A 24567-nucleotide genomic window follows, 5' to 3' on the forward strand; every position below is an offset into this window, starting at 1 on the left:
GACAACCTTAAGTTCGTCGTAACGTAGACGCCAACGTGTCCATCCGATTGACCGGAGACTGAACCATGCTCAAGCGCTTCGCTCCTCTCCTGCTGCTCCTTGCGGCCCTTGTTGCGCCCCTGCCCGCCGTCGCTCAGAACGGATCGCTCAGCGATACCTATTCCGGCGAGGATCTGGTGCGCGAGGGCGGAGAGTTCTTCGGCTCGGCGGCGCAGGGTCTGGCCACCGTCGTCGAGCAAGCGGTCAGCCAGTTCGGGCTGCCCAACGGCTATATCCTGGGCGAAGAGGCCGGCGGCGCCCTCTTTGCCGGCGCCCGCTACGGCGAGGGCATTGTCTATACGCGCAATGCCGGCGAATTCCCGGTCTACTGGCAGGGCCCGAGCCTCGGGCTCGACGTCGGCGGGGCCGGCTCGAAGGTGATGATGCTGGTCTATAACCTCTCGACCACTCAGGACGTCTTCGGGCGCTTCCCCGGCGTCGACGGCTCCGCCTACATCATCGGCGGCTTCGGCATGACCGTGCTCAAGGACCGCCATGTGGTGATGGTGCCAATCCGTTCCGGCGTCGGCGCCCGCCTCGGCATCAATGTCGGCTATTTGAAGTTCACGCAGGAACCGACCTGGAACCCGTTCTAAGCGATCACCATTTGTTCAACGCGACCGGCCTCGTCGGCGGACCCCGCTCCGTCGCGCAAGCTTTGCAGACGACCGGTTTACGGATATGTGTCGACATGGACGGCGTCTGAAAGGCGAGTCCGATGTCGGATGGTTGGACGCTGGGCTGGCACTGGCCCGCCGGAACTGGGATCGATGCCTATCGAGAACGTCATGTATTTCGCCCTCGGTGCGCTGATATCGGCGCTGCTGGCGCTGATCGTGCTCCCGGCGGTCTGGCGGCGGGCGGTACGGCTGACCAAGCGCCGCATCGAAGCGGCGACGCCCATGACCATGGCCGAATTCCGTGCCGACAAGGATCAGTTGCGCGCCCAGTTCGCGCTGTCGACCCGCCGGCTCGAAATGCAGATCGAGCAGTTGCGGGCGCGCCTCACCGAAGAACTCTCGGATGCCGGCACCCGCCAGGCGGACCTCGCCAGCATCAAGTCCGAACGCGAAACGCACCTGGCGGTCACGCGCCAGCTCGAGGAACGCCAGGCGGAGCTGCGCGAGGAGGTGAGCGCCCTTGAACGCGAGTACACTGACATCTCCCAGCGCCTGCGCATGCGAGAGCGCGAACTGGCCGCCAAAGTTGCCGAGATAGCCGAACTGCGCCAGGCGCTGGAGGCGGGCCTGCCCGAGGGCGGTCAACTTCAGCGCGATGCCCTGACCGGTGACTATGACGAGGATACTGCCCGGCTGACCACCGCCCTCGCCATCGAGCGCAAGCGCTCGAGGTTCCTGGAGACCGAGGCCAAGACGCTCGTCGACCGGCTCGAGGCAACCAGCCGCCGCAGCGAGCGGGCCGCCGCCATCACCCGCATGCGCCAGGCGCTCGACTCCCGCAATGGCGCAGCAGACCCGGACGAACAGGAGTTGATCGCCGCCGAAGCCACCATCGCCAGCGCCGAAACCCGCCTCAATGCCATCCTCGCCGAGACGGGCGCGACCGAAGGTGCGCCGGCAGGCCGCGCCGAGCGCGCGCTGGCCGAGGAACTGGGCCTCGAGGAGCAACTGGCGGCGCTGCGTGCCAGGATCGACGCCGTCGAAGGCGCGATCCTCTCCGGCTGGAACGGTGCCGGCACCGACAAGGATGGCCTGCGCAGCCTCCTCTCCGAAATTGCCTCCGACGTCAGCCGGATCGTCTACACGGCCGAAAGCGGCACGCAAACCGGACAGGACGAGGAAAGCCTCTTCGAGCGCGTTCAGCGGTTCGCCGACGACGGGGTCGGCGTCGAGACGCTGCCGGCCAAGGCCGCGCGTCCGCCCAGAACCGGCAAGCCGGCGGGTAAGCTCTCCGACCGCATGACGGCCCTGAGCGAAATCCTGGGTAGCTGACCTACTCGCTCTCGATGTCGATCCGGCGGACGAATTCCCCGTTGGCCGCGTCGTAGAGCGCGAGCACGGTCAGTCCATCGAGCACATAGGTGACGTTGACCGTCCCATCCATGACGAGTGCGGAAACGACCTCGGCACCGGCCGGCACCGCGACGCTTTCGGCCACCGCCGGCGGCGGCGCGTCGCGCATGACACGATAGACAAGGGCAAAGGCAATCGCCATAAAGCCCAGCAACAAGATGCCGACCGACACCCCGAAGGAGCGCCGCGCGCGCCTCAGCACCGTCTGTGCCTCGGGAGTGAGTGCCTCTGGCTTGGCTTCGTCGGTAGAAGGATCGCTCATGCAGGATGTGCCCGTTGAAGAAATGGAAGTCGTGGTCGTGGTCGACGGCGAGATTGCCGGCGGCCGCCTCGACGCCGTTCTGGCCAAGGCTCATGACGCCTTCAGTCGCAATCGGATCAAGGACCTGATCCTCGAAGGCGCCGTCACTATCGCTGGCGAAACCGTCGCCGAGCCCAATTATCGCGTCAAGGCCGGCGAGACAATCGTTCTCGTCGCTCCGCCCCCGGAAGACCCTGAGCCCAAGCCCGAGCCGATCCCCCTCGACATCCTCCATGAGGACGAGCATCTCATCGTCATCGACAAGCCCGCGGGGATGGTTGTGCACCCGGCGCCCGGCAGCCCCGGCGGCACCCTCGTCAATGCGCTGCTCCACCATTGCGGTGAGAGCCTGCCCGGCATCGGCGGCGTCAAGCGCCCCGGCATCGTCCATCGGCTCGACAAGGACACTTCCGGCGTCATGGTCGTCGCCAAGACCGAAAGAGCTATGCGGCACCTTGCCGCCCAGTTCGCCGACCACGGCCGCACCGGTCCGCTGCACCGCGCCTATATCGCCTATGCCTGGGGCTCGACCCAGACCGCGGCCGGCACCATCGATGCCCCGCTCGGGCGGGACCAGCACAACAGGCTCAAGCAAGCCGTGCGCCGCGAGGGACGCGAGGCCATCACCCACTACGCGGTCGAGGCGCGCTTCGGCGGCGAGGGCTGGGACATCACCCGCCTCTCATGCGAACTCGAGACCGGGCGGACCCACCAGATACGCGTCCACATGACCCATATCGGCCATCCGCTCGTGGCCGACCCCGTCTATGCACCCGGGTTTGCAACCAAGGTTAACCGACTGCCGGCCGAACCGCGTGCAGCGATCGAGGCCCTGGGGCGGCAGGCCCTGCATGCAGCCGAGTTGGGCTTCGAGCACCCGCGTACAGGCAAGGAAATGTTTTTCCAAAGCCCCTTGCCGCCTGACCTGCAAATGCTCGATGATGCGCTGCACGCATATGATCGTGCGTTTGCCGGCTGACCGCGGAAAGTATTGGAACCCTTCCGCAGCATGAACGTTTTGTAAGGTTGTCGACCCTTATAAACGGCAACTTCCCACCTATATAAAGCATCGATATCCGCCTTCATGCCGTTAAGGATGAAAGCGCGATGATCTGCCCGCGTCATGCGGGGGACAATGAAAGGGGTGCGCCAATGGCCCAGTCCAATCTGCCCGTCCTGTCCTCGGACGGAGGCTTGAGCCGCTATCTTCAGGAAATCCGCAAATTTCCGATGCTGGAGCCGGATGAAGAATTCATGCTGGCCAAGCGATACAAAGAACACGGAGACCCGGCAGCAGCGCAGCGGCTGATCACGTCTCACTTGCGTCTGGTCGCCAAGATCGCGATGGGGTATCGCGGCTATGGCCTGCCGATCTCGGAAGTCATTTCCGAGGGTAACGTGGGCTTGATGCATGCCGTCAAGCGCTTCGAGCCCGACAAGGGCTTCCGCCTTGCTACCTATGCGATGTGGTGGATCCGCGCCGCGATCCAGGAATACGTCCTGCGCTCCTGGTCGCTGGTCAAGATCGGCACCACCGCTGCGCAAAAGCGCCTGTTCTTCAACCTCAGGAAGGTCAAGGGACAGATCGCTGCGCTCGAGGATGGTTCACTCCATCCTGACCAGATCAAGCAGATCGCCACGACCCTCAACGTCACCGAGGACGAGGTCGTCTCGATGAACTCGCGCCTGTCGGGCGATGCATCGCTCAACTCGCCCATGCGGGCGGACGAAGGCTCGTCCGAATGGCAGGACTGGCTCGTCGACGATACGCCGGACCAGGAAACGATCCTCGGCGAGAGCCAGGAGTATGATGAGCGCATGGGTCTTCTGACCGGCGCCCTCGACGTGCTCAACGACCGAGAGCGCGCCATCTTCCAGGCCCGCCGGTTGCAGGACAATCCTTCAACCCTCGAAGAGCTGGCCCAGCAATATGACGTCAGCCGCGAGCGCATCCGCCAGATCGAGGTGCGCGCCTTCGAGAAGGTGCAGGACGCCGTCCAGCATGCGGCCCGTGATCGGGCCGGCGAAGCGGCCTAGAGCTTTCTGAACACGCTCACAATCACCGCTAGCGGGGCCATCAGGCCCCGCTTTCCATTATTGTCTTGATCGCCTCGAGATCCTTGCGGTTGGCGGCGTTGATCGCCCCGGCCATCACCGGTGCGAGCACTCCGGCAAAGCCCTGGGGGCGCCCGCGATTACGCAGGCGCATACGCGTCTTGTCCGGTGACACCGGTTTGAACGCATAGGTCGTTTCCATCGGAAACGGCCCTTGCGCCGTGCGCATCACCATTCGCTCGTTCTCGACAAGTTCGATAATCTCATAGGTATAGGCGAGACGCCGGCCGAGGAACCACGCGACGAAATCGAGCTGCGTGCCGACGGCCAGCGGCCGCGGCGTACGCCAGACGATCGACTCGATGTTCTTGTACCAGGCCGGCGCATTGTCAGGCTCCATGGCATAGCGCGCCACCGCCTCGACGGGCCTATCGATTACGATCTCGTTGCTGACGTCCACATCCATGGCCGTTCCGCCCGATCCTAGAGCGTTTTCAGCAAAAAGCCTGTCCTGGACTTGATCCAGGATGGACACCACTTTTGCGGTTCGAAAGCGCGATAACTCAGGAACTTTAAGCTGTCTCGTTCTGACAGAACGAGACAGCTCATGCATCATAGACCTGCCGGCTGCTCCCGCAAAGCGGCCGTCAGGGCCGGCAGATGCGATTTCTCGACAACGAGAAGCCAGGGCGTATCGCCCTCGGGAACGATATCCACCGCACCTTCGACCGCCTGGTTCGAGGTGCCGATCAGTCCGCCCTGTTCCAGGTGCAGCCCGTCGAGCGGATAGAGCAGTCCTTTCGACGACAGGAACCGGATCGGCGCCAATGGATAGACCGAAACCCGCTCCCCGCGCGCCACGCTGAAATGGAAAGGACCGCTGATGGCCAGCGCCACGTCGTGCTCATCGGCAAGGATGATATGGCGCTCACGGGCAAAGCGCGTCGCCGCACTGATCGCCGAAAGCGTATGGTCGAAGCGCCTGCCGGTCATGCCGAGCGCGATGGTGATCGGCGCGCGGGTCGAATAGAGGCACTTCTCGAAATCCGTAGTGATCTGTTCGCCGATGTGGATGACCCGGACCGGTTCCGGCCAGCCTTCTGGGTCGGAGACCGAATCCATGTCCCCCACGATAGCGTCGGGCACCAGGCCGGCCGCCATGATTGCGTCGGCCCCGCCGTCGGCACCGATGAGCCGCGCCCCCTCGTGCGACAGTTGCTCGAGCAGCGGGACGTCGACTTCGCCGCCGCCCACGATCACCAGGATGTCGGGAAAGACCAGCGGGATGGTGTTCAGGTTTGCATCTTGCACGGTGCCACAACTCTCTTTATGTCTCTTGGCGTCTCGCTGGGGTGCTCCATAGCCGGAGCTGAGAATTACCCATTGAACCTGAACCAGGTCATGCTGGCGGAGGAAGTTCGAGATGGCAAGGGCGCTCCCCCGCCCCGTCCATTTGACGCGTCCCCCTTCCCGTGTGACCGCAACTGGAACGCTGCTCCTGGCGTTCCGCCACGAAAGGGACTGACCGATGGTCACATTCACCCGTCTGGCGCTTGCGGTCCTTGCCGGGCTCGCCTCTTCGGCGGCCCTCGCGCAGGATAAGCCCACCCTCACCATCTATACCTATGATGGCTTCGCCTCCGAATGGGGGCCGGGCGTTCCTCTGAAGGAGGGCTTCGAGAAGACCTGCGGCTGCACCGTCAACTGGGTCGCCGCCGACTCGTCCATCGGCACGCTCCGCCGCGTGCAGCTCGAAGGGGAAACCACAGAGGCCGACATCATCGTCGGCCTCGATACCGCCATTGCCGGAGAGGCGCGTGCGACCGGGCTTTTTGCCGAGCATGGCCTTGCCCTCGACAACCTCGTGCTTCCCGGTCAATGGACGGATGCGCAGTTCGTGCCGTTCGACTATTCCCACTTCGCCTTCATGCACGACACCGACTCGATGCCGGAGCCGCCGACGTCCTTCGAGGAGCTGATCGCGCTGCCCGAGAACGTCAAGATCGCCATACAGGACCCGCGCTCGGCCACCCCCGGCCTCGGTCTCGTGCTCTGGGTGAAAGCCGCCTATGGCGACCGCGCCGGCGAGATCTGGCAAGGACTGGCGCCGCATATCCTGACGGTCACCCGCGAATGGTCGGAGAGCTATTCGCTCTTCCTCGAAGGCGAGGTCGACATGGTGCTTTCCTACACCACGTCGCCCGCCTACCATATCCTCGAGGAGGACGACGAGACGATCAAGGCGGCCCTTTTCGAGGAGGGACACCTGCCCCAGATCGAAGTCGCCGGCATCCTCAAATCGTCCGAGCAGCAGGATCTGGCGCGCGACTTCCTTGCATATCTCACCTCGCAGGAAGGTCAGGCAGTGATCCCGACCACCAACTGGATGTTTCCGGTCGTCGACCTCGGTGGCAAGCTGAACCCGGTCTTCGCAACGCTCCCCCAGCCGGAAAAGTCCCTGAGCCTTGCCGAGGAGGAGATCGCCGCCGACTCGCGCGCCTGGATCGCCGAGATGCTGGCTGCGATGCAATAGAGCGGGATGCGAAAAAGTGCGAAACGGTTTTTCGCGAAAAATACCGCGACAACAAAAGATTGAGACGCGACACGATTTGATTCCGTCAAATCGTGTCGCGCTCTAGCGCCGTGTCGCCCAAGGCGGTTCGTCACATCCTGCCGCCCCGCCCGTGGCGGGTTCGCGCGGCCGCTCTCCTTGCGGCCGCGGTGGGCCTGCTCATCGCCGCCGTGCTCTGGGCGATCGTCTCGGCCGCCGCCGGACAACCGGCAGCGGCCGGATCGCGTCTCGACATCGCCCACCTCGTGCGCATGACGGCGCTGCAGGCCGGGCTGACGACGGTGCTGTCGCTCGCCGTCGGCGTCGCGCTCGCATGGTGTCTCAACCGGCTTCGCTTTCCCGGGCGTGGCCTCGTCATCGGGCTGTTCTCGGCCGCCATCGTTACCCCGGGAATCGTCGTCGCCTTCGGGCTTCTGTCGGTCTGGGGCCGCAATGGCTGGATCAACCGCACGGCTGAAACGCTCTTGGGTGCGCCCATCGGCAACATCGCCTTCGGCCTCGGCGGCATTCTCTTTGCCCATGTGGTGCTCGATGCCGCCTTTGCCGCGCGAGTGCTGCTGGCAAGGCTCGATGCGGTGCCGGACGCACGCCTCAAGATCGGCCAGAGCCTCGGCCTCGGCCCGTTCCGGCGCTTCGCCCTCATCGACTGGCCTGCGATCAGCGGCGCGCTTCCGGGCCTCGCGGCGATCATCTTTCTCCTGGCGTTCACCAGCTTTCCGATTGTCCTGCTGCTCGGGGGTGGGCCGGCCAACCAAACGCTGGAGGTCGCCATTTATGCCGCGGTGCGGCAGGATTTCGACCTCAACGGCGCAGTCCTGCTGGCCCTGGTCCAGATCGCCGCCTGCTCCTTCGTTATCCTTGCCGCCTCCGCACTGCCGCCGGTGCCGACCAGCCTCGGCCCGACTGCCGGCCAGCGCTGGCGTGACCGGCCGGTCGCGCAGCTGGTTCAATGGCTGGTGCTGGCGGTCTGCCTCGTCGGCTTCCTCGCGCCGCTCCTTGCCGTGCTGGCCGACGGAGTGAGCGCCGGACTGAGCGTTCTCGCCCAAGCTAACTTCTGGCGCGCTGCCGCTGCCAGCCTCGTCATCGGGACACTTTCGGCGCTGCTCGCCGTCACCCTCGCCCTCACCCTCGGCATGGGTCGCGCCGCCAGCAGCCAACCGCTGCTGCGCACGGGTCTCAGCCTGCCGGTCTTTGCCTATCTCGCCGTACCCGCAGTCGTCCTCTCCCTTGGCTTTTTCCTCCTGGTGCGCGCATTGGGCGTGGCGCCGGGAAGCGCCGCACCCTATGTCGTCGTCATCGCCAACGCACTGCTGTCGCTTCCCTTCGCCGCTGCAACGCTCGGCCCACCGATCGAGGCGATCGCGCGCACGCGCGGCAAGCTGATCCGCTCCCTCGGGATTTCCGGATTGCGCCAGTTCCTGGCCGTCGAATACCCGCTCATCGGCCGCGACATCGGCATTGCTCTTGCCCTCGCCTTCTGCTTCTCACTGGGCGACCTCGGCGTCATCGCGCTCTTCGGCACCCAGGATTTCCAGACCCTGCCCCTGATGATGTACCGTGCCCTCGGTTCCTACCGCTCCAACGACGCGGCGGCCATTGCCGCCATCCTCCTCGTTCTCACCATCGTCGCGTTCGTCGGCCTGCCGCGCCTGGTGGAAAGGCTCTCCAATGCTCGCGCTTGACCGCCTGACCTTCGCCCACCCCGGTCAAAGGGAGCCCTATGTCTTTTCGATGGAGGCTCTGCCCGGCGAGGTGACGTCAGTCTCCGGCCCCAGCGGTTCCGGCAAGTCGACGCTGCTCGATCTCGTCGCCGGCTTCCTCGCGCCGACCGCCGGCACCCTCACCCTCGACGCAGAAGACCTCATCCCGCTCGACCCGGAGCACCGCCCTGTCTCCCTGCTGCTGCAGTCGGAAAGCCTTTTCGAGCATCTGTCGGCCGAGCGCAACGTTGCCCTTGGCCTGCCGTCAGGGACGCCAGATGCGGCCCCCCGCATCGCTCGAGCGCTCAAGGAAGCGGGCCTTTCCGGCGTGGGCAAGCAACGGGCATCGACATTGTCGGGGGGTCAGAAGCAGCGGGTGGCGCTGGCCCGCACGCTCCTGCGCGACCGTAAGGTCCTGCTGCTCGACGAGCCGTTCTCGGCGCTCGACGACGATACACGCAAAGTCATCCGCGCCCTGGTGGGCAACCTGACCAAGCGGCATGGCTGGATCACGCTGCTCGTCAGCCATCACCGCGATGATGTGGAGGCCCTGGCTAACCGGCGCTACGTCATCGTCGGCAAGACGCTGCAGGCGAAATGAGAGCTACTCGCTACTCGCCTCATCCCACTCGGCGAGTACCTCGGTAAACAGCGTTTGCGCTTCGTCGTCCTTCTCGAGCGTGATGATCGCCCGCTTGCCCGTGGCATAGACCATCGTCAGATCCATCCACTTGCGCGAGGTGATGAGGTTGCGGTTGGCGCTGACATCCTGCTCGGTAGCGCTCAGTGCGAAAAGGAAGGAGTTCTCCACCACACGCACGGAGGCGCCGGCGAGCGGTCCACCCTGGGCCAGTTCCTCGTTCTTGAGCAGGATACCCGGCACGCTCGCAATCGCGCCGCCGACGAACGTATCGGAAACGTCGAAGACGATTTCCACCAGATGGCTGGCTGGCAGGCTTGGGTCAGCGTTGCGACGGATCGTGAGCTCGACACCAAGATTACGCGCCGGGATGTCGGCCTGGGCCACGAGCGTGGGCAGGCCGACTTCGTCGACACCCCGGCTCCATTCGACCGTTCCCGAGAAGGGCACGGCGCCTGTGCCGCTGTCGGAGGCTTCGAGCAGAAGCGACTGGCTGCCGGCCAGCACAGCCGGATCGACGGAGGCCGACGGATCGTCGGCAAGCGCCAGCTCGCCCGATGAACTCGGCAACCGCTCCTCGGCGAGTGGGTTGTCGGTCGCGTTTCCTTCCTCGACCGCAGCCACCTCCGGCGGTGCCGGCTCGGGCGTCGGCGCCAGGCGTTCCTGGGTCTCGATGCCCTGGAGAGCCGTCGCCGGCTCGTTAGCCGTCGTCTCGGTCGCGGTATTGCCCGGTCCCGTCAGTTCCGGGGCCGGCTGTGACGGATTGCCCCCGGCATCGGCGGTCGAAACTTCAGGTGTCGTCTGCGTCGGCGTGGCCGGCGGCTCGTTGGTTGCCGTGGCGGTGCTGCGGCCGAACATCTGGTCGAGATCCACATAGCCTTCCTGCCAGGCCCAGTATGCACCGCCTCCGACACCGGCCAGCAGCAGAGCGAAGACCACGAGGAAGATCGTGAGGCCGCTGCTCGAACGCTCCTCGGTCGCCGGCTCGAAATCCTTGTCCGGCAAAGCATCAGCGGCGCTCGCCTCTTCGCCCCTGGCGAGGGTCAGCGGGACCGCAGGCGTGCCCGCCTCGGACGCCGGCTCGGGCTCGGGCTCGGGCTCGGGCTCGGGCTCGGGAGAGATCTCGCCGCGCGCCTCTCGGTCCAGCGTTTCGATAGCGCGCTCGATGGCGCCTTCCGCCTCGCGCGCCTCGGTGCTGCCAGCCGCCTCGACCTCGACTTCTCGCACACTCGAGAGCGCCGCCTCGACAGGCTGGTCTTCGATGACGACAAAGGGCTCGAACGCCGGTACCGGCTTGCGCGCCGCCGCCTGGCCGCCGATCGCCGCTTCCATACGCGCGCTCTTGGGCTGATCGTTGCCGGCTACGGCGGTGATGCGGAACGGTTCCCCACGCATCTCGCCCACCGGCGCGCGCGGGGCAGCCTCCGGTGCCTCACGGTTGCCTGGAGAGGTGAAGACACGCAGATCCGGCCGCGCCGCGGGCTTCGGGAGTTCGTCGTCCGGCTCGCCTGCTTCGCCGGTCTCGTCGCCACTCTCACCCTCGGCATCCGCCGTCGGCTCGCCGTCCGCGGCAGCCACTTCCGCCTCGACCTCGGCTTCTTCTTCATCATGCAACGCTGCGGGCTCGTCGGGCTCCGCTTTGTCCTGCGATGCCTCCTCGGCCTGCGCGATGATGTCCTCAATCGACTGGCCTTCGGCCTGATGCGATTCGGCGGAAGGCCCTGCCGCCACACCCTCAGGCTCAGGCTCAGGCTCAGGCTCGAGCTCCTGCGCGGGCTCGGGCGCAGGCTCGGTCTCCTGCACCTCCTGCGCGAACGCGGGCTCAGGCTCAAGCTGCTGTTCGGACTCAGGCTCAGGCTCGGGTGTGTATCCGGCTTCTGGCTCCGGTTCCCGTGTGGGCTCGGGCGGGATCGGCGGCTCAGGCTCGGGCGGGGTCGGCGGCAAAGCCTCGCCTACCGGAGCCTCCTGTTGCCGGGGCGTCGCGGCCACATGCTGGCTGCGGCTGAGCTTGATGACCGCCTCGCTCGCCTCCTGCTCGACCTCTCGGATGCAATCTTCGAGCTGCAGGCGGTGCTGGGTGATCTCGCGGGCCGGGAGCGGTGGAGTGATGGCGCGCAGTTGACCGACAAGGGCCGTACGCGCCTTCTCGTAGACGGCGCGACGCGCAGCCCCGTTGTTCTCCGGCAGGGCGCCGATCGCCCTGCGCAACAGCTCTCTGTAATCGGCCATCGGCTACTTGGTACTCACGCTTGCCGTCAACTTGTAACAAAAAAACTCAGTCTTGGAACGGGTCATGCACCAGTATCGTGTCCAGCCGTTCCGGGCTTGTGGACAGCATCGCCACCGGGGCACCGATCAACTCTTCTATGTAACGGACATACTTGACGGCCTGGGCGGGCAGCTCAGCCCAACTGCGGGCCCCGGCGGTGGTTTCCGTCCAGCCCTCGAGCGTTTCATAGATGGGCTTAACCCGTGCTTGTGCCCCCATTGAGGCAGGCAGATAATCAATGCGTGAGCCGTCGAGTTCGTAGCCGACGCACACCTTGATCTCGTCGAGACCGTCGAGCACGTCCAGCTTGGTGAGCGCGATGCCGGTGATGCCCGACGTCTTGACCGTCTGGCGCACCAGGACCGCGTCGAACCAGCCGCAGCGGCGCGGACGGCCCGTATTGACGCCGACTTCGCGGCCGACCCGGGCCAGATGCCGGCCGATGTCGTCGTCGAGCTCGCAGGGGAAGGGCCCCTCGCCCACCCGCGTCGTATAGGCCTTGGTGATGCCAAGCACATAGCCGATCGCGGTAGGACCGAGGCCCGAACCGGCCGCGGCCTGCCCTGCCACCGTGTTGGACGAGGTGACGAACGGATAGGTGCCGTGATCGTTGTCGAGCAGCGCGCCCTGCGCGCCTTCGAAGAGGATGCGTGCGCCTTGCTTGCGCTTGTTCTCGAGGACGCGCCAGACCTGGTCCATGAAGGGCAGGATATCGGCGGCCACCGCCATCAGTTCGTCATGGATCGCCTGCGGCTCGATTTCGGTGAGGCCCATGCCGCGGCGCAGCGCATTGTGGTGCGTGAGCAGCCGCTCGATCTTGGGCATGAGCGTTTCGGGTTCGGAGAGATCGACCAGGCGGATGGCGCGGCGGCCGACCTTGTCCTCGTAGGCCGGACCGATGCCGCGGCGCGTGGTGCCGATCCTGAGGCCGGTATTGGCGTCCTCTCGAACACCATCGAGCTCACGGTGGAGCGACAGGATCAGCGGCGCATTGTCGGCGACGCGGAGCACGTCGGGGGTGATCTCGACCCCCTGCCCGCGCAGCTTTGCCATCTCGGCAACGAAGTGGTGAGGATCGACCACGACGCCGTTGCCGATGACCGAAAGTTTGCCCTGGACGAGCCCCGACGGCAGCAGCGCCAGCTTGTAGCTCACCCCGTCGATGACCAGTGTGTGGCCGGCATTGTGGCCGCCGTGATAGCGCACCACCACATCGGCGCGCTCCGAGAGCCAGTCGACGATCTTGCCCTTGCCCTCGTCACCCCATTGCGAGCCGACGACAACCACGTTTGCCATTGCGTATCCCTTGATTTAAGGCGCGCCCGATCAGATCCGGTGGACCTGCCACCGCACCGATCCGGCAATGGAATTGATCCCCCTCAGCCGCTCTTGCGATTTGACGCCGGCTGATTTGCTGGTAAGTGCAACGTTCCTTACATCACCCCTTTTGCTTGACGCAAACTCTTCAGCGCAAAACCCAGGCGCCCTTTGGAGATTTGCCGGAGTAACGATGACCAAGCCGCCTTCCCAGGAGCACCGCGGCATCTCGGCATGGCTCCTGGATCAGCCCGTCCTGATCCTCGTCCTCACCACCGCCTTCTGGGGCGGCAATGTCGTTGCCGGCAAGCTTGCGGTCGGGCATATCGACCCCTATTCGCTGACGATCCTGCGCTGGACCGGTGCCCTGCTCTTCGTCCTGCCCTTCGCTATTGGCCAGCTCAAGCGCGACGGCGTGACGTTTCGCCGCTATCTTCCGCTGCTGCTCTTCTACGGCGCTCTCGGCTACACGACCTTCAACATCCTGCTCTACGTTTCGGTCTACTTCACCTCGGGCGTGAACGCGTCCATCGAGCAGGTTGCGGTCAACATCTTCGTGATGATCGGCAATTTCGTGGTGTTCCGCGTGCGGGTGAAGGCGCTGCAGGTCGTCGGCGTTGTGATGACCATCGTCGGCGTTGCCATGACCGCCACGCATGGCGACCTGAAGCGGTTGCTCGATCTCGACATCAATTTCGGCGACGCCCTGGTGCTCCTGGCAAGCGCCGCCTACGCGACCTATTCGCTCACCCTGCGCTACCGTCCGCCCATGGGCTGGATGAGCTTTCTCGTCGGCACGTTCCTGGGCGCCATCCTTGCCGCGATCGTTTATCAATCCCTGCTCGATGGCGGCATCGGCAATTTCGTCGCGACGCTGCCCGAGATCACGCCACGCGGCTGGATCATCGTCCTCTACGTTTTGATCTTCCCGTCGGTCTGCTCGCAGATGCTCTATGTGCGCGGCGTCGAACTCATCGGCCCCAACCGCGCCAGCCTCTTCATCAACCTCATTCCGCTCTTTGGCACGCTGGGCTCGGTCGTCGTACTCGGCGAGCGCCTCGAGACCTTTCATCTCATTGCCGGCGCCCTGATCGTTGCCGGCATCGTTCTCGCCGAATGGACGGCGCGGCGTGCCTCGGCAAAGCATGCCGAGGCCGAGGGCCTGCCGGGCCAGGCGCGGTAGCCTGAGCGCTCTCTAGGCAGGCGTGGAGCAAGCACCCCGGGGACACGCGGTCAGGTCTCGTCCTCGAAGATCGCCTCGATCGGCAGATCGAACAGCCGGGCAATCCTGAAGGCAAGCGGTAGTGACGGATCGTACCGACCCGTCTCTATGGCGTTGACCGATTGCCGGGAAATTTCGAGCTTTTCAGCGAGAACTGCCTGGGACCATCCCCGTTCGCCGCGCAAATGCTTGATCCGGTTCCTCAAGGCGCACCGTAGCGAAGCGTAAGGGCCGCCGCCGCAACTGCATAGGCTATCCAGTAAATCGGATTGAGCCAGAACACGGAGAGTTCGGGTGCCCCGGCGTAAAACTCGAGATATCCCCAGGAAGACGCGAGACTCATCACCAGGGCAAGGCCAGCGAACATGGCCTTGAGTTGGACAGAACGCAGGAACTCGTCGATCTCGCTCATGTATCGCCAATGTGCCCAGAACGGCACAAGCATTGCGACGATAGGTATGACGGCGACGGCATAAAGACCTGGCAAGGGCAATACACCGGCTTCGTCCAACAGCTTGACCGCCAAGCTCGACCCCAGGAACATGATGGTTGCAGGGACCAGGACGGTGAAGTAGCGCCGCGTAGCCTGTTCGTTGGTCATCTCGACCTCCATGGGCAGTGTAAAGTGTCCTTGACACTATCCATCAGCGCGAAGCATGTAAAGCGTCCTTGACATGAAAGAAGGCCGGCATCGCTGCCGGCCTTCCCCAATCGCTTCGGTACGGCTGCCTCAGGCGTTGAACTTCAGCGCCTTGGCCTGCTTGACCCCTTCGAGGGCGACGATGCGGCCGAGCTGTTCTTCGGTCAGCTCGGCATCGATGGAGACGAGGGCGATGGCGTCGCCCCCGACATCCATGCGGCCGAGGTTGAAGTTGGCGATGTTGATGCCGAGGTCACCCAAAAGCGTGCCGAGGCGGCCGATATGACCGGGCTTGTCCTCGTTGGTGACATAGAGCATCGAGGGCGACAGTTCGGCCTCCATATTGATGCCCTTGACCTGGATGATGCGCGGCTTGCCGTTGGCAAAGACCGTGCCCGCCACCCCGCGCTCCTGCCGCTCGGTGATGACGGTCAGGCGGATGTAGTTCTCGTAGGCGCCCTGCTGCTCGCGGGTCACGGTCTCGACCTGCACGCCGCGCTCCTTGGCGATCTGCGGGGCCGAGACCATGTTGACGTCGGCGAGCAGGGGCTTGAGGACGCCGGTCAGCGCCGCGGCGACCATCGGGCGGGTGTTCATTTCGGCAACATTGCCCTCGAACTCGATCCTGATGCCGTGAATCGAGGTCTCGGTGAGCTGGCCGGCGAACGAACCCAGCATTTCGGCGAGCCTGACGAACGGGGTGAGGCGTGGCGCCTCCTCGGCCGAGATCGAAGGAAAGTTCAGCGCGTTGGTGATCTCGCCGGTCATGAGGTAGGCCGAGATCTGCTCGGCCACCTGCAGGGCAACGTTTTCCTGCGCCTCCGTCGTCGAAGCGCCCAGATGCGGCGTGCAGATGACGTTGGGCAGCGCAAACAGCGGATTGTCGGTCGCCGGTTCGTCGAGGAAGACGTCGAGCGCCGCCCCGGCCACCTGCCCCGATTTCAGCGCCTCGGCGAGCGCCGCCTCGTCGACGAGGCCGCCGCGCGCGCAGTTGATGATCCTGACGCCCTTCTTGGTCTTGGCGATGGCGTCGGCCGACAGCACATTGCGGGTCTGCTCGGTCAGGGGGGTGTGCAGGGTGATGAAGTCCGCGCGCGCCAGGAGCTCGTCGAGCTCGACCTTCTCGACGCCGATCTCGACCGCCCGCTCCGGCGACAGGAACGGGTCAAAGGCGAGAACCTTCATCTTGAGGCCCTGCGCCCGGTCGGCAACGATCGTCCCGATATTGCCGCAGCCGATGATGCCGAGGGTCTTGTTGGTCACCTCTACGCCCATGAAGCGGTTCTTTTCCCACTTGCCGGCGCGCGTCGAAACGTCGGCCTCGGGGATCTGCCGGGCGAGCGAGAGCATCATGGAGATGGCGTGCTCGGCCGTGGTGATCGAGTTGCCGAAGGGCGTGTTCATCACGATGATGCCCTTCTTGGTGGCGTTGGGAATGTCGACATTGTCGACGCCGATGCCGGCCCGCCCGATGACCTTGAGGTTGGCGGCCGCCGCGATCACCTTTTCGGTGACCTTGGTAGCCGAGCGGATGGCGAGGCCATCATACTGGCCGATGACTTCGAGAAGCCTTTCCTTGTCCTTGCCGAGATCGGGCAGGTAGTCGACCTCGACGCCATTGTCCTTGAAGATCTGGACGGCAGTCGGCGACAGCTTGTCGGAAACGAGAACCTTGGGCATGGGTGTGTTCCTTGATGCAAGGGCGCGGCTGGTGCCGCTGAATTCGGTGGATCACCCCCTCCTGGCCTCCCCATCAACGGGGAGGTGACGCCAGCGCGCTGGGCAGCATGCGCCACAAGCACAGTAGTCACCCTCCCCCCTTGTGGGGAGGGCTGGGGAGGGGGTCTTGGCTTAAGCGGCCTGGGCCAGAAGCGCGGCCTTTTCGACGGCAAAGGCGTGGTCGAGCCATGGCGTCAGCTTATCGAGGTCGGAGGCTTCGACCGTCGATCCGGCCCAGATGCGAAGGCCGGTCGGCGCGTCGCGATAGGCGCCGATGTCGTAGGCAACACCGGCCTTGTCGAGCCGCGAGACGATCGCCTTGGCCAGCGCCGCCTGCTGCTCTTCGGGCAGCGCCGTGACTTGCGCGTCGGTGATGACGAGGCAGACCGAGGTATTGGAATGCGTCGCCCTCTCCTTGGGCAGGAATCCGACCCAATCGGTCCGCCCGACCCAATCGGCCAGCACCTTGTAGTTGGCGTCGGCGCGGGCCTTCAGCGCCTTGAGGCCGCCCTCGCGCACGCCCCATTCCATGGCATCGATCGCATCCTCGACGCAGAGCATCGAGACGGTGTTGATCGTGGCGCCCTCGAAGACGTCGGCCATGAGCTTGCCGCCCTTGGTCAGGCGGAAGATCTTGGGCAGCGGCCTATCGGGCTTGAACGTCTCGAGCCGCTCGACGGCGCGCGGGCTGAGGATGAGGATACCGTGGGCAGCCTCGCCTCCAAGGGCCTTCTGCCACGAGAAGGTCACCACATCGAGCTTGGAAAAATCGAGGTTCTGCGCGAAAGCCGCCGAAGTGGCATCGCAAATGGTCAGGCCCTGCCGATCGGCCGGGATCCAATCGCCATTGGGAACGCGCACGCCCGAGGTCGTGCCGTTCCAGGTGAAGACCACGTCACGGGTGAAATCGACCTCATCGAGGTCCGGCAGCTCGCCATAGGGCGCCTTGAGGATGCGCACGTCCTCGAGCTTCAGTTGCTTGGTGACGTCCGTCACCCAGCCCTCGCCGAACGACTCCCAGGCGAGCATATCGACACCGCGCGCGCCCAGCGCCGACCACAGGAACATCTCGACCGCCCCGGTATCCGAGGCCGGCACGATGCCGATGAGATAGTCCTTGGGGACCTCGAGCAACTCGCGCGTCAGCTCGATCGCACGCTGGATCCGCGCCTTGCCGGGCTTGGACCGGTGCGAGCGCCCCACCAGCGCATTGGCCAGCACCTCGACCGTCCAGCCAGGACGTTTGGCGCAGGGACCCGACGAAAAATTGGGATTAGCCGGTTTCACCGCCGGCGCGGTCATAAGGTCAGTCATGAGCGACCCTCCCAGGTCGATTGCCTCTCGTTAGGGAGAGGTGTCCTGAGGCGCGAGATACTCCCGCGCGGGGGGTCGCGTCAATCATCCTTTTTGGGGGTATGCCGTCCTTCTCCTCTGCGGCGCTTGCTACAGAGCGCGCGTCTCCAGAACCCCTTCTCGCCGACGTCCGAGCCACACGATTGCAGCAGCGGCGATTGCCAGCCACGGCAGCAGCAGCATGTTGAGGGTTTGCCAGCCGACGGTATTTTGCAGCACGCCGGCGCTGAGCGACGCCGCCAGACCGACAAGAAAGATCGTCAGGTCGTTGGTGGCCTGGGCCTTACCCTTCTCGGCGGTGCTATAGGCCCGCGTCAGCAGGTTGGTGCCGCCGACATAGAGGAAGTTCCAGCCGACGCCCAAGAGGATCAATGCACCGGCGAAGGAATAGAACTCTGTCCCGGAAAGGCTGATCAGCACGTGCCCCGCCAGCAGGACGATGCCGGTGAACATGACGCGCAGGACGCCGAAGCGGGCGATCAGCGAACCGGTGAAGAACGAAGGCAGGAACATGCCCAGCACATGCAACTGAATGACCGTGGCGGTTTCCGCAAGACCGTGGTGATGGTGGGCCATGGCGAGGGGCGTTGCGGTCATGGCGAGGATCATGACGCCATAGCCGGTCACCGCCCCGAAGAGGGCAACGAGGTAGGTCGGCTGCCGGACGATTTGGCCGAGCCCTCGCGCCGAGGCTTTGTCTTCGGCGGTGTCGACCTGGCGCGGCACTTTGACCCCGAGCAGCACGCCAGCCGCAATCAGCGACACGACGGAAAGAATGAGGAACGATGCAACGTAAGCCGGTTGCATCAGATCACCGCCCAGCCGGCCAAGGGCCGGACCGGCAAGGGCGGCGACCACGCCTCCAGCCAGGACAAGGGAGATGGCGCGAGACCGGAATGCATTGTCGGAGACCTCCGAAGCGGCAAAGCGGTAGAATTGCGCGAAGGCTTGGTAGGTACCAACGAAGAGGGTACCAAGGCAGAGAAGCGGCAGCGACGCAAAGACTACACCGGCAGCGGCCAGCAGCCCGCCAAGCGTGCCGAGAAGTGCCCCCGTCACGAACCCGACCCGGCGGCCGACCCGCGCCATCCACATGGAGGCTGGAACGGTGGCGATCGCGGTTCCCAGGAACATGGAGGCTATGGGCGCGGTCGCCCATTCGGGCGTAGGGGCGATCTGCGCACCGGCAAGGCCACCGATCGTCATGACCAGGACCGAAACCGTCTGGAACAGGGCTTGCGCGGAGGCGAGCAGGAAGACCTGGCGGTGCATGGCGTGCATTGCGTCATCCAAGGAATGGCAGTACATTCAATAATTCTCTTGAATGATCCTCCGGACGGCCGATGTCAAGCGACAACCCGAAACGAAAGCTGTTCTCCCATTTCGCCGCCCTTGCACGGGTTCTCGGCAATGAGCACCGGCTGGAATTGCTGGAGCTTCTCGCTCAAGGCGCACAGCCGGTAGAGGTACTGACTGCGCGGACCGGCATCAGCTTCGCCAATGTCTCCCAGCATCTCCAGCAGTTGCGCAAAGCCGGTTTGGTGACCGGCGGGCGTCGGGGCAAGAACATCGTCTATCGCTTGCAGGACGGGCCGGTGGTCGAGGCCGTTTCCGCCCTGCGGGCTCTGGCCGAACACAACATGGCCGAGGTGCGCGATGTGGTTGCGAGATACTTCGATGAGATCGACAGTCTCGAGCCCGTTGGAGCCGGTGAGCTGCTTTCGCGCCTCGAGAGCGACAGCGTGACGTTGCTCGACGTGCGGCCGGCGGATGAGTTCCGCTCAGGCCATATCCCCCAAGCCCGCAACATCACGCTCGCGGCTTTGGAGGGGCGAATCTCCGAGTTGCCGGAGGGCCGCGAGATCATCGCCTATTGCCGAGGGCCTTACTGCGTCCTCTCCTTCCAGGCTGTAGAGGCCCTGCGCGCCCGCGGCTTCGCCGTCCGACGCTTCAAAGAGGGTTTTCCCGAATGGAAGGCGGCCGGCTACCCGGTCGAAACGGCGTGACAGCGCCGCCGGTCACTGCAGTTTCGGCTTGACGAGGAAGCTGTTGCGGTCGGCAGACTTGATCCGCACCCATCTATCACGGCCGTCCCTCACGATGCGTATGGGCACCTCGGCGCCGGCCGGCCCGCTTCCCCAGACCTTGCGGTAGAAGTCGGCGAGACCATCCACCTTGCCGTCTCGGATATCCGAGATGATATCGCCCCGGCGCAGTCCTGCTTCAGCCGCCGGCCCTTTTTCGGCAACGCTCATCACCACGACTTCGCCATCGCTCTCGGCCGAGAACACGCCGAGCCAGGGCCGCGGCGGACGGTTGGCCTCGCCTCGGGTGACGAGGTCGTCGAGGATCGGCGGCAGGAGGTTGATCGGCACGGCCATGTTGATGTCGACGGTCTCGCCGTTGCGGATCATCTGCAGGCGGAGAGAGCCGATGCCGAGCAGGCGGCCGTCCTCACCGATCAATGCAGCCCCGCCCCATGACGGATGGGCGGGCGCGGTGAAGATCGCCTCATCGAGCAGATATTCCCAATAGCCGGCGAACTCCTGCTTGGCGACGATCCTCGAGCGCACGGACTGGCCCACGCCGTCAGCGAAGATGACCGACGCGCCGACCTCTGCCTCTGCCGAATTCCCGAACTCGAGCGCCGGCAGGTCAAGGGGGCCGAGGGCCTGCACCAGCCCGAACCCGGTCACCTGATCATAGGCGAGCACATGGGCGGCGATGACACGTCCGTCCTGGGCTGTCAGCCACACCTCTTCGGCCTCGGTGATGAGATAGCCGATGGTAAGCACCAAGCCATCTTCGCCGATCACCACGCCACTGCCTTCCCTGAGGATTCCGAGTGTCGTTGCGGTGAACGCATCTTCAGGGATATGGGCACGCACGGCCACGATTGAGGGCAGGGTCGGATCAAAATTCATGGCTCTATCCTCCTTTGGAGGGCTGCAGGTAGGGAAGGCTCAGGACCACCAAGTCAACCGCCCAGTCATCCACCAAGTCTTGCTCATTAGTTATGCAGTCATGCCGCCCGCCTCAAGGACCAGCATGTGGGGGTGTGGAAATCTCCAGTTCCTTCAATTGCCCATAACGCTGCCGGGACAGGAAAGGTGTTAAATGCCGCCCGGCTGGAGATGTCGGGCGAGGACACGATGGAGTTCGAGGGCAAGGTGGCGCTGGTGACCGGCGCCGGATCGGGTATCGGCAAAGCGACCGCGCTGCGGCTGGCGGCCGGCGGCGCACGGGTCGGGGTCCTCAGCCTCGCTACCTCGGAGGTCGAGGCGACCACCGCAGAGATCGCCGCCAATGGCGGCACGGCTCTCGGCCTGACCGCGGATGTCGCCGACGAGGCGGCGATGGAAGCAGCCGTGGCGCAGCTCGCTTCCGCTTACGGGCGGATCGACATTCTCGTTGCCAATGCCGGCATCAATGGCGTCTGGGCGCCGATAGACGACCTGACGCCGCAGGAATGGGACACGACCATAAGAGTAAACCTGCGCGGTACCTATCTCACCCTGCACTTTGCCGTCCCGCACCTCAAACGCTCCGGCGGCGGCTCGATCGTCATCGTCTCTTCAATCAACGGCTCGCGCACCTTCTCGACCGCCGGCGCCACCGCCTATTCGGCGACCAAGGCCGCCCAAGTGGCGATCGCCCAGCAACTCGCTGTGGAACTCGGCCGGCAGGGCATCCGGGTCAATGCGGTCCTGCCCGGCTCGATCGCCACCTCGATTGGAGCAAGTACGGTCAGGCGTAACGCGGACTCGGTGCGCTTCCCCGTCGAGTTTCCGGAAGGCACCATCCCGCTCTCGCGCGAGAGTACCGGCAAGAGCGAGGACGTCGCTGACGTCATCGCGTTCCTGGCGTCCAACGCGGCGCGCCACGTGACCGGAATGCCCGTCTATGTCGATGGCGGCCAATCGCTGGTGCGCTAATCAGTCGAACGCGGCGACCCCTGTGTAGGCCACCAAGCACATCCCCCACCGCTGTCATCGTGGGTGGTGGGGTGGCAGCGCCGAAACCGCCGCACCGTCTCCGCATCATCGCCCCAGGTCACCTAATCGAAGAAATTCGTGTCCTCCTCGAGGAGATACTTGCGCGCCCCCTCTGGATCGATGTCGAGGCCAAGACCGGGCGCTTCGAGCAGCTCGACATGGCTGTTCTTGACGATGGGGTCGGGCAGGCCGATGACGATCTCCTCCCACCATGGGTCCGAGGCGCTGGGGTATTCGAAGGCGATGTAGTTGGCCGGGAGCGTCGCGCAGACATTGATCAGCGCGCCAAGCCCCAAGAGCCCGTTGGCCGTGCCGTGCGGCGCCATCATGATCGAGTGCATATAGGCGTGCTCGGCCACCCATTTGAGCTCGGCGATGCCCCCGATATCGGCCGGATCCGGGCCGATGACCCGCACCGCCTGCGTCTCGATGAGCTCTTTGAAATTGTGCCGGAGATAGATCTGCTCGCCTGTATGAATGGGCGTCGAGGTCGACTGGGTGAGCTCGCGATAGGCCTGCGAGTTGACCCACGGCACATAGTCGCCGGTCAGCATGTCCTCGAGCCACATCAGATTGTACTTCTCGACCGCCCGGGCAAACCGGATCGCGTCGTTGAGGAACCAGCCGGGGCCGCAGTCAAGGGCGAGGGAGACCTTGTCGCCGAGGACGTCCTTCATCGCAATGACGCAGTCGATCAGGTGCGCCATGCCGCGCTCACTGATCTGGCCCTGGTCCATGGCGCCGTGATAGCCGGATTTGACCTGCCGCACGCCGTAGTGGAAATCCTCGACAGTGTGCTTCATGTTCGAGTGGAAGCTGATGCCCTGCTTGACCATGAAAAAGTTCTCGGGCCGCTCCATCATCCATTTGACGTCGGCGGCATAGTCTTCTGGCCGGTCGCCGGTGCGCTTGCGGCGGATCGAGCCGTTGTAGACGCGCACCCGATCGCGCACCTTGCCGCCAAGGAGTTTGTAGACCGGCACCCCCGCCGCCTTGCCGGCAATGTCCCAGAGGGCATGCTCGATGGCGCTGACCGCGGCGCCATAGGGCTTGAACGAGCCGCGCTGGCGGATCTTGAGCATGCAACGCTCGACATCAGTCGGGTCCTCCCCGATCAAGGCCTCGCGAAAGTGCAGCACCCAGGGTTTGAGATAAGGCTTGGTGTACTCCACCTCGCCCAGCCCATAGAGCCCCTCGTCGGTCACGATACGCACGATCGGGTGCCGGCCGATGACGGCACAGCGCAGGTCCGTGATTTTCATTTGTCTACTTCTCTGCCCCTTGAGAAATCGTCCAACCTACCCTGGCGCTAGAGCGCGACACCCTCAGCTCCAGGTACGGTCCCAGGAGTATTCCTGATCCCAGTGATCGGTCGGCTGCCAAATGCCTTTGACGCCCTCCTGCAGGTGCTGGCTAATGACCTCATCGACGACGTCGTCGATGCCGAGCCCCGGCTTGTCGGGCACGGTGATGAACCCGTCCTTGACCAGGGGCTTGGGAAGACCGGTGACGATATCGTCCCACCACGGCACGTCGACGGTGTGATACTCGAGCGCCATGAAGTTTTCCGTCGCGACCGCCACATGCGCGGCCGCCATCGCCGCGATCGGGCTTTCCGCCATATGGATGGCCATGGCGATGCCATGTTCCTGGGCGGCGTCGCCGATCTTCTTGGTCTCAAGGATGCCACCTGCAGTCAACAGGTCAGGGTGAATGACCGAGATGCCCGATTTCAGCAAAGGCTCGAAGCCTTCCCGCAGATAAATGTCTTCGCCCGTGCAGATCGGTACGGTCGTGGCCTCCTGCAGTTGCCGGTACTGGTCGGCGTATTGCCAGGGGATCACGTCCTCGAGCCAGGCGGGCACGTATTTTTCGATCCGTCGCGCCAGCCGGATGCCGTTCTGCAGCGAGATGTGGCCGACATGGTCGATGGCAAGCGGTATCTCCATGCCGATCACCTCGCGAACCTCGGCAATGTACTGCTCGAGGAGGTCCAGGCCCTTGTCGCTGAACTGGAGACCCGTGAAGGGGTGGCGAACGTTGTGCAGATCATAGACCGCGTTGCGGGCGCGGCGATCCTCCATTGTTTTGACCGGACCGCGGCCGGGGTGAACACGGTAGCCCTCGAGCGAACCGGCCGGGGCGACGACCGCGCCTGGGACATCGGCGATCTGCATGAGACCCAGATCCATCTTGAGGAACGTATAGCCGAGTTCCATGCGCTCCTTGAGGCGCTTGCCGGTCTCGGTACCGCTCGGAACGGTCGCGTCGGTGTCGCAGTACATGCGCACCTTCTCGCGGAACCGTCCGCCAAGCATCTGATAGATCGGCACGCCATAGGCCTTGCCGACGATATCCCAGAGCGCGATCTCCACGGCCGATACGCCGCCGCCCTGCCGACCGTGGCCACCGAACTGCTTGATGCGGCGGAACAGCCGATCGACATCGCAGGGGTTCTCGCCCAGCAGCCGGCTCTTGAGCATCAGCGCATAGGTCGCGCTCGCGCCGTCACGCACTTCGCCCAGGCCCACAATGCCCTGGTTCGTGTAGATCTTGAGGAGCGCCGAGGTAAACGGAGCGCCGACGATCTCGGCAACGCGCATGTCGGTGATGCGCAGATCGCTCGGGCGCGAACTCGTGCGGACGTTGTCCTCTATGACCTCGCCGGCCGTGCGTTCGTTGAGTTCGATCTCCATTATCCCCTCCTCATAT

Annotated in this window: 23 protein-coding genes and 1 riboswitch; of the genes, 10 read left to right on the plus strand and 13 right to left on the minus strand. The window is 64.7% G+C overall.

Annotation, left to right across the window (positions count from 1 at the left end; all coding sequences use genetic code 11):
* Positions 1–65: 65 nt before the first annotated feature.
* Both QQK18_RS19880 and QQK18_RS19885 read left to right on the plus strand, forming a co-directional pair.
* Positions 66–635: a DUF1134 domain-containing protein gene (locus QQK18_RS19880; protein ID WP_284342126.1), complete on the plus strand. Its 570-nt coding sequence runs from the start codon at positions 66–68 to the stop codon at positions 633–635.
* 174 nt (positions 636–809) lie between these two features.
* Complete coding sequence (locus QQK18_RS19885; RefSeq protein WP_284342127.1) at positions 810–1991, plus strand: coiled-coil domain-containing protein; 1182 nt, start codon at positions 810–812, stop codon at positions 1989–1991.
* Between the two features lies 1 nt (position 1992).
* On the opposite strand, the gene QQK18_RS19890 is transcribed toward QQK18_RS19885, so the two are convergent.
* Entirely contained in the window at positions 1993–2334 is a 342-nt protein-coding gene (locus QQK18_RS19890) for a DUF6476 family protein (RefSeq protein WP_284342128.1), read from the minus strand.
* Here QQK18_RS19890 and QQK18_RS19895 point away from each other — a divergent pair.
* Together QQK18_RS19895 and rpoH are read left to right on the plus strand one after the other, a co-directional pair.
* Entirely contained in the window at positions 2333–3352 is a 1020-nt protein-coding gene (locus QQK18_RS19895; protein ID WP_284342129.1) for an RluA family pseudouridine synthase, read from the plus strand. The two genes, QQK18_RS19890 and QQK18_RS19895, sit on opposite strands and share 2 nt — an antisense overlap.
* Before the next feature lie 173 nt (positions 3353–3525).
* Positions 3526–4410 (plus strand): RNA polymerase sigma factor RpoH, encoded by an 885-nt coding sequence (gene rpoH, locus QQK18_RS19900; protein WP_284342130.1) that lies wholly within the window; start codon positions 3526–3528, stop codon positions 4408–4410.
* 40 nt (positions 4411–4450) lie between these two features.
* Here the strand turns inward: rpoH and QQK18_RS19905 are convergent, their stop codons facing one another.
* Positions 4451–4894, minus strand: a complete 444-nt coding sequence (locus QQK18_RS19905) for an SRPBCC family protein (RefSeq protein WP_284342131.1) — start codon at positions 4892–4894, stop codon at positions 4451–4453.
* Positions 4895–5040: 146 nt separating this feature from the next.
* Positions 5041–5739 (minus strand): thiamine diphosphokinase, encoded by a 699-nt coding sequence (locus QQK18_RS19910; RefSeq protein ID WP_284342132.1) that lies wholly within the window; start codon positions 5737–5739, stop codon positions 5041–5043.
* A 27-nt stretch (positions 5740–5766) separates the two neighbouring features.
* Positions 5767–5861: riboswitch (TPP riboswitch) on the plus strand.
* Between the two features lie 95 nt (positions 5862–5956).
* Here QQK18_RS19910 and thiB point away from each other — a divergent pair.
* The 3 genes from thiB to QQK18_RS19925 all read left to right on the plus strand — a co-directional run bounded on the left by thiB (position 5957) and on the right by QQK18_RS19925 (position 9301).
* Positions 5957–6961, plus strand: a complete 1005-nt coding sequence (thiB, locus tag QQK18_RS19915) for a thiamine ABC transporter substrate binding subunit (RefSeq protein ID WP_284342133.1) — start codon at positions 5957–5959, stop codon at positions 6959–6961.
* A 92-nt stretch (positions 6962–7053) separates the two neighbouring features.
* Positions 7054–8682, plus strand: a complete 1629-nt coding sequence (locus QQK18_RS19920; protein WP_284342134.1) for an ABC transporter permease family protein — start codon at positions 7054–7056, stop codon at positions 8680–8682.
* Entirely contained in the window at positions 8669–9301 is a 633-nt protein-coding gene (locus tag QQK18_RS19925) for an ATP-binding cassette domain-containing protein (protein ID WP_284342135.1), read from the plus strand. Before QQK18_RS19920 ends, QQK18_RS19925 begins: the two co-directional genes overlap by 14 nt.
* Positions 9302–9304: 3 nt before the next feature.
* Here QQK18_RS19925 and QQK18_RS19930 read toward each other — a convergent pair whose 3' ends face one another.
* Positions 9305–11569, minus strand: coding sequence for a hypothetical protein (locus QQK18_RS19930; protein ID WP_284342136.1), 2265 nt, complete (start codon positions 11567–11569; stop codon positions 9305–9307).
* A 46-nt stretch (positions 11570–11615) separates the two neighbouring features.
* A complete protein-coding gene (locus QQK18_RS19935; RefSeq protein WP_284342137.1) occupies positions 11616–12905 on the minus strand; it encodes an adenylosuccinate synthase in 1290 nt (429 codons plus the stop codon).
* Positions 12906–13119: 214 nt separating this feature from the next.
* Between QQK18_RS19935 and QQK18_RS19940 the strand changes: the two genes are divergently transcribed.
* Positions 13120–14109 (plus strand): DMT family transporter, encoded by a 990-nt coding sequence (locus QQK18_RS19940; RefSeq protein WP_284342138.1) that lies wholly within the window; start codon positions 13120–13122, stop codon positions 14107–14109.
* Between the two features lie 50 nt (positions 14110–14159).
* Here the strand turns inward: QQK18_RS19940 and QQK18_RS19945 are convergent, their stop codons facing one another.
* The 5 genes from QQK18_RS19945 to QQK18_RS19965 all read right to left on the minus strand — a co-directional run bounded on the left by QQK18_RS19945 (position 14160) and on the right by QQK18_RS19965 (position 19141).
* A complete protein-coding gene (locus QQK18_RS19945) occupies positions 14160–14354 on the minus strand; it encodes a helix-turn-helix transcriptional regulator (protein ID WP_348523244.1) in 195 nt (64 codons plus the stop codon).
* Positions 14351–14749 carry a hypothetical protein gene (locus QQK18_RS19950; protein ID WP_284342140.1) on the minus strand — a complete coding sequence of 133 codons (399 nt, stop codon included), beginning with the start codon at positions 14747–14749 and terminating at the stop codon, positions 14351–14353. The genes QQK18_RS19945 and QQK18_RS19950 overlap by 4 nt, the downstream gene beginning before the upstream one ends.
* A 129-nt stretch (positions 14750–14878) precedes the next feature.
* Positions 14879–16468: a phosphoglycerate dehydrogenase gene (gene serA / locus QQK18_RS19955; RefSeq protein WP_284342141.1), complete on the minus strand. Its 1590-nt coding sequence runs from the start codon at positions 16466–16468 to the stop codon at positions 14879–14881.
* A 171-nt stretch (positions 16469–16639) separates the two neighbouring features.
* Positions 16640–17821, minus strand: a complete 1182-nt coding sequence (locus tag QQK18_RS19960; RefSeq protein ID WP_284342142.1) for a phosphoserine transaminase — start codon at positions 17819–17821, stop codon at positions 16640–16642.
* 129 nt (positions 17822–17950) lie between these two features.
* Positions 17951–19141 (minus strand): MFS transporter, encoded by a 1191-nt coding sequence (locus QQK18_RS19965; RefSeq protein WP_284342143.1) that lies wholly within the window; start codon positions 19139–19141, stop codon positions 17951–17953.
* 62 nt (positions 19142–19203) lie between these two features.
* On the opposite strand from QQK18_RS19965, the gene QQK18_RS19970 reads away from it, so the two are divergent.
* Complete coding sequence (locus tag QQK18_RS19970) at positions 19204–19866, plus strand: ArsR/SmtB family transcription factor (RefSeq protein ID WP_284342144.1); 663 nt, start codon at positions 19204–19206, stop codon at positions 19864–19866.
* 12 nt (positions 19867–19878) lie between these two features.
* On the opposite strand, the gene QQK18_RS19975 is transcribed toward QQK18_RS19970, so the two are convergent.
* A complete protein-coding gene (locus QQK18_RS19975) occupies positions 19879–20784 on the minus strand; it encodes a S1C family serine protease (protein ID WP_284342145.1) in 906 nt (301 codons plus the stop codon).
* A 228-nt stretch (positions 20785–21012) separates the two neighbouring features.
* Between QQK18_RS19975 and QQK18_RS19980 the strand changes: the two genes are divergently transcribed.
* Complete coding sequence (locus QQK18_RS19980) at positions 21013–21795, plus strand: SDR family oxidoreductase (RefSeq protein ID WP_284342521.1); 783 nt, start codon at positions 21013–21015, stop codon at positions 21793–21795.
* A gap of 122 nt (positions 21796–21917) precedes the next feature.
* Here the strand turns inward: QQK18_RS19980 and QQK18_RS19985 are convergent, their stop codons facing one another.
* Both QQK18_RS19985 and QQK18_RS19990 read right to left on the minus strand, forming a co-directional pair.
* A complete protein-coding gene (locus QQK18_RS19985) occupies positions 21918–23117 on the minus strand; it encodes a mandelate racemase/muconate lactonizing enzyme family protein (RefSeq protein ID WP_284342146.1) in 1200 nt (399 codons plus the stop codon).
* A 63-nt stretch (positions 23118–23180) separates the two neighbouring features.
* Positions 23181–24551, minus strand: coding sequence for a mandelate racemase/muconate lactonizing enzyme family protein (locus tag QQK18_RS19990; protein WP_284342147.1), 1371 nt, complete (start codon positions 24549–24551; stop codon positions 23181–23183).
* Positions 24552–24567 lie beyond the last annotated feature (16 nt).

It is taken from the genome of Devosia nitrariae (genome assembly GCF_030160115.1).
In the GTDB taxonomy this organism is placed as follows: domain Bacteria; phylum Pseudomonadota; class Alphaproteobacteria; order Rhizobiales; family Devosiaceae; genus Devosia; species Devosia nitrariae.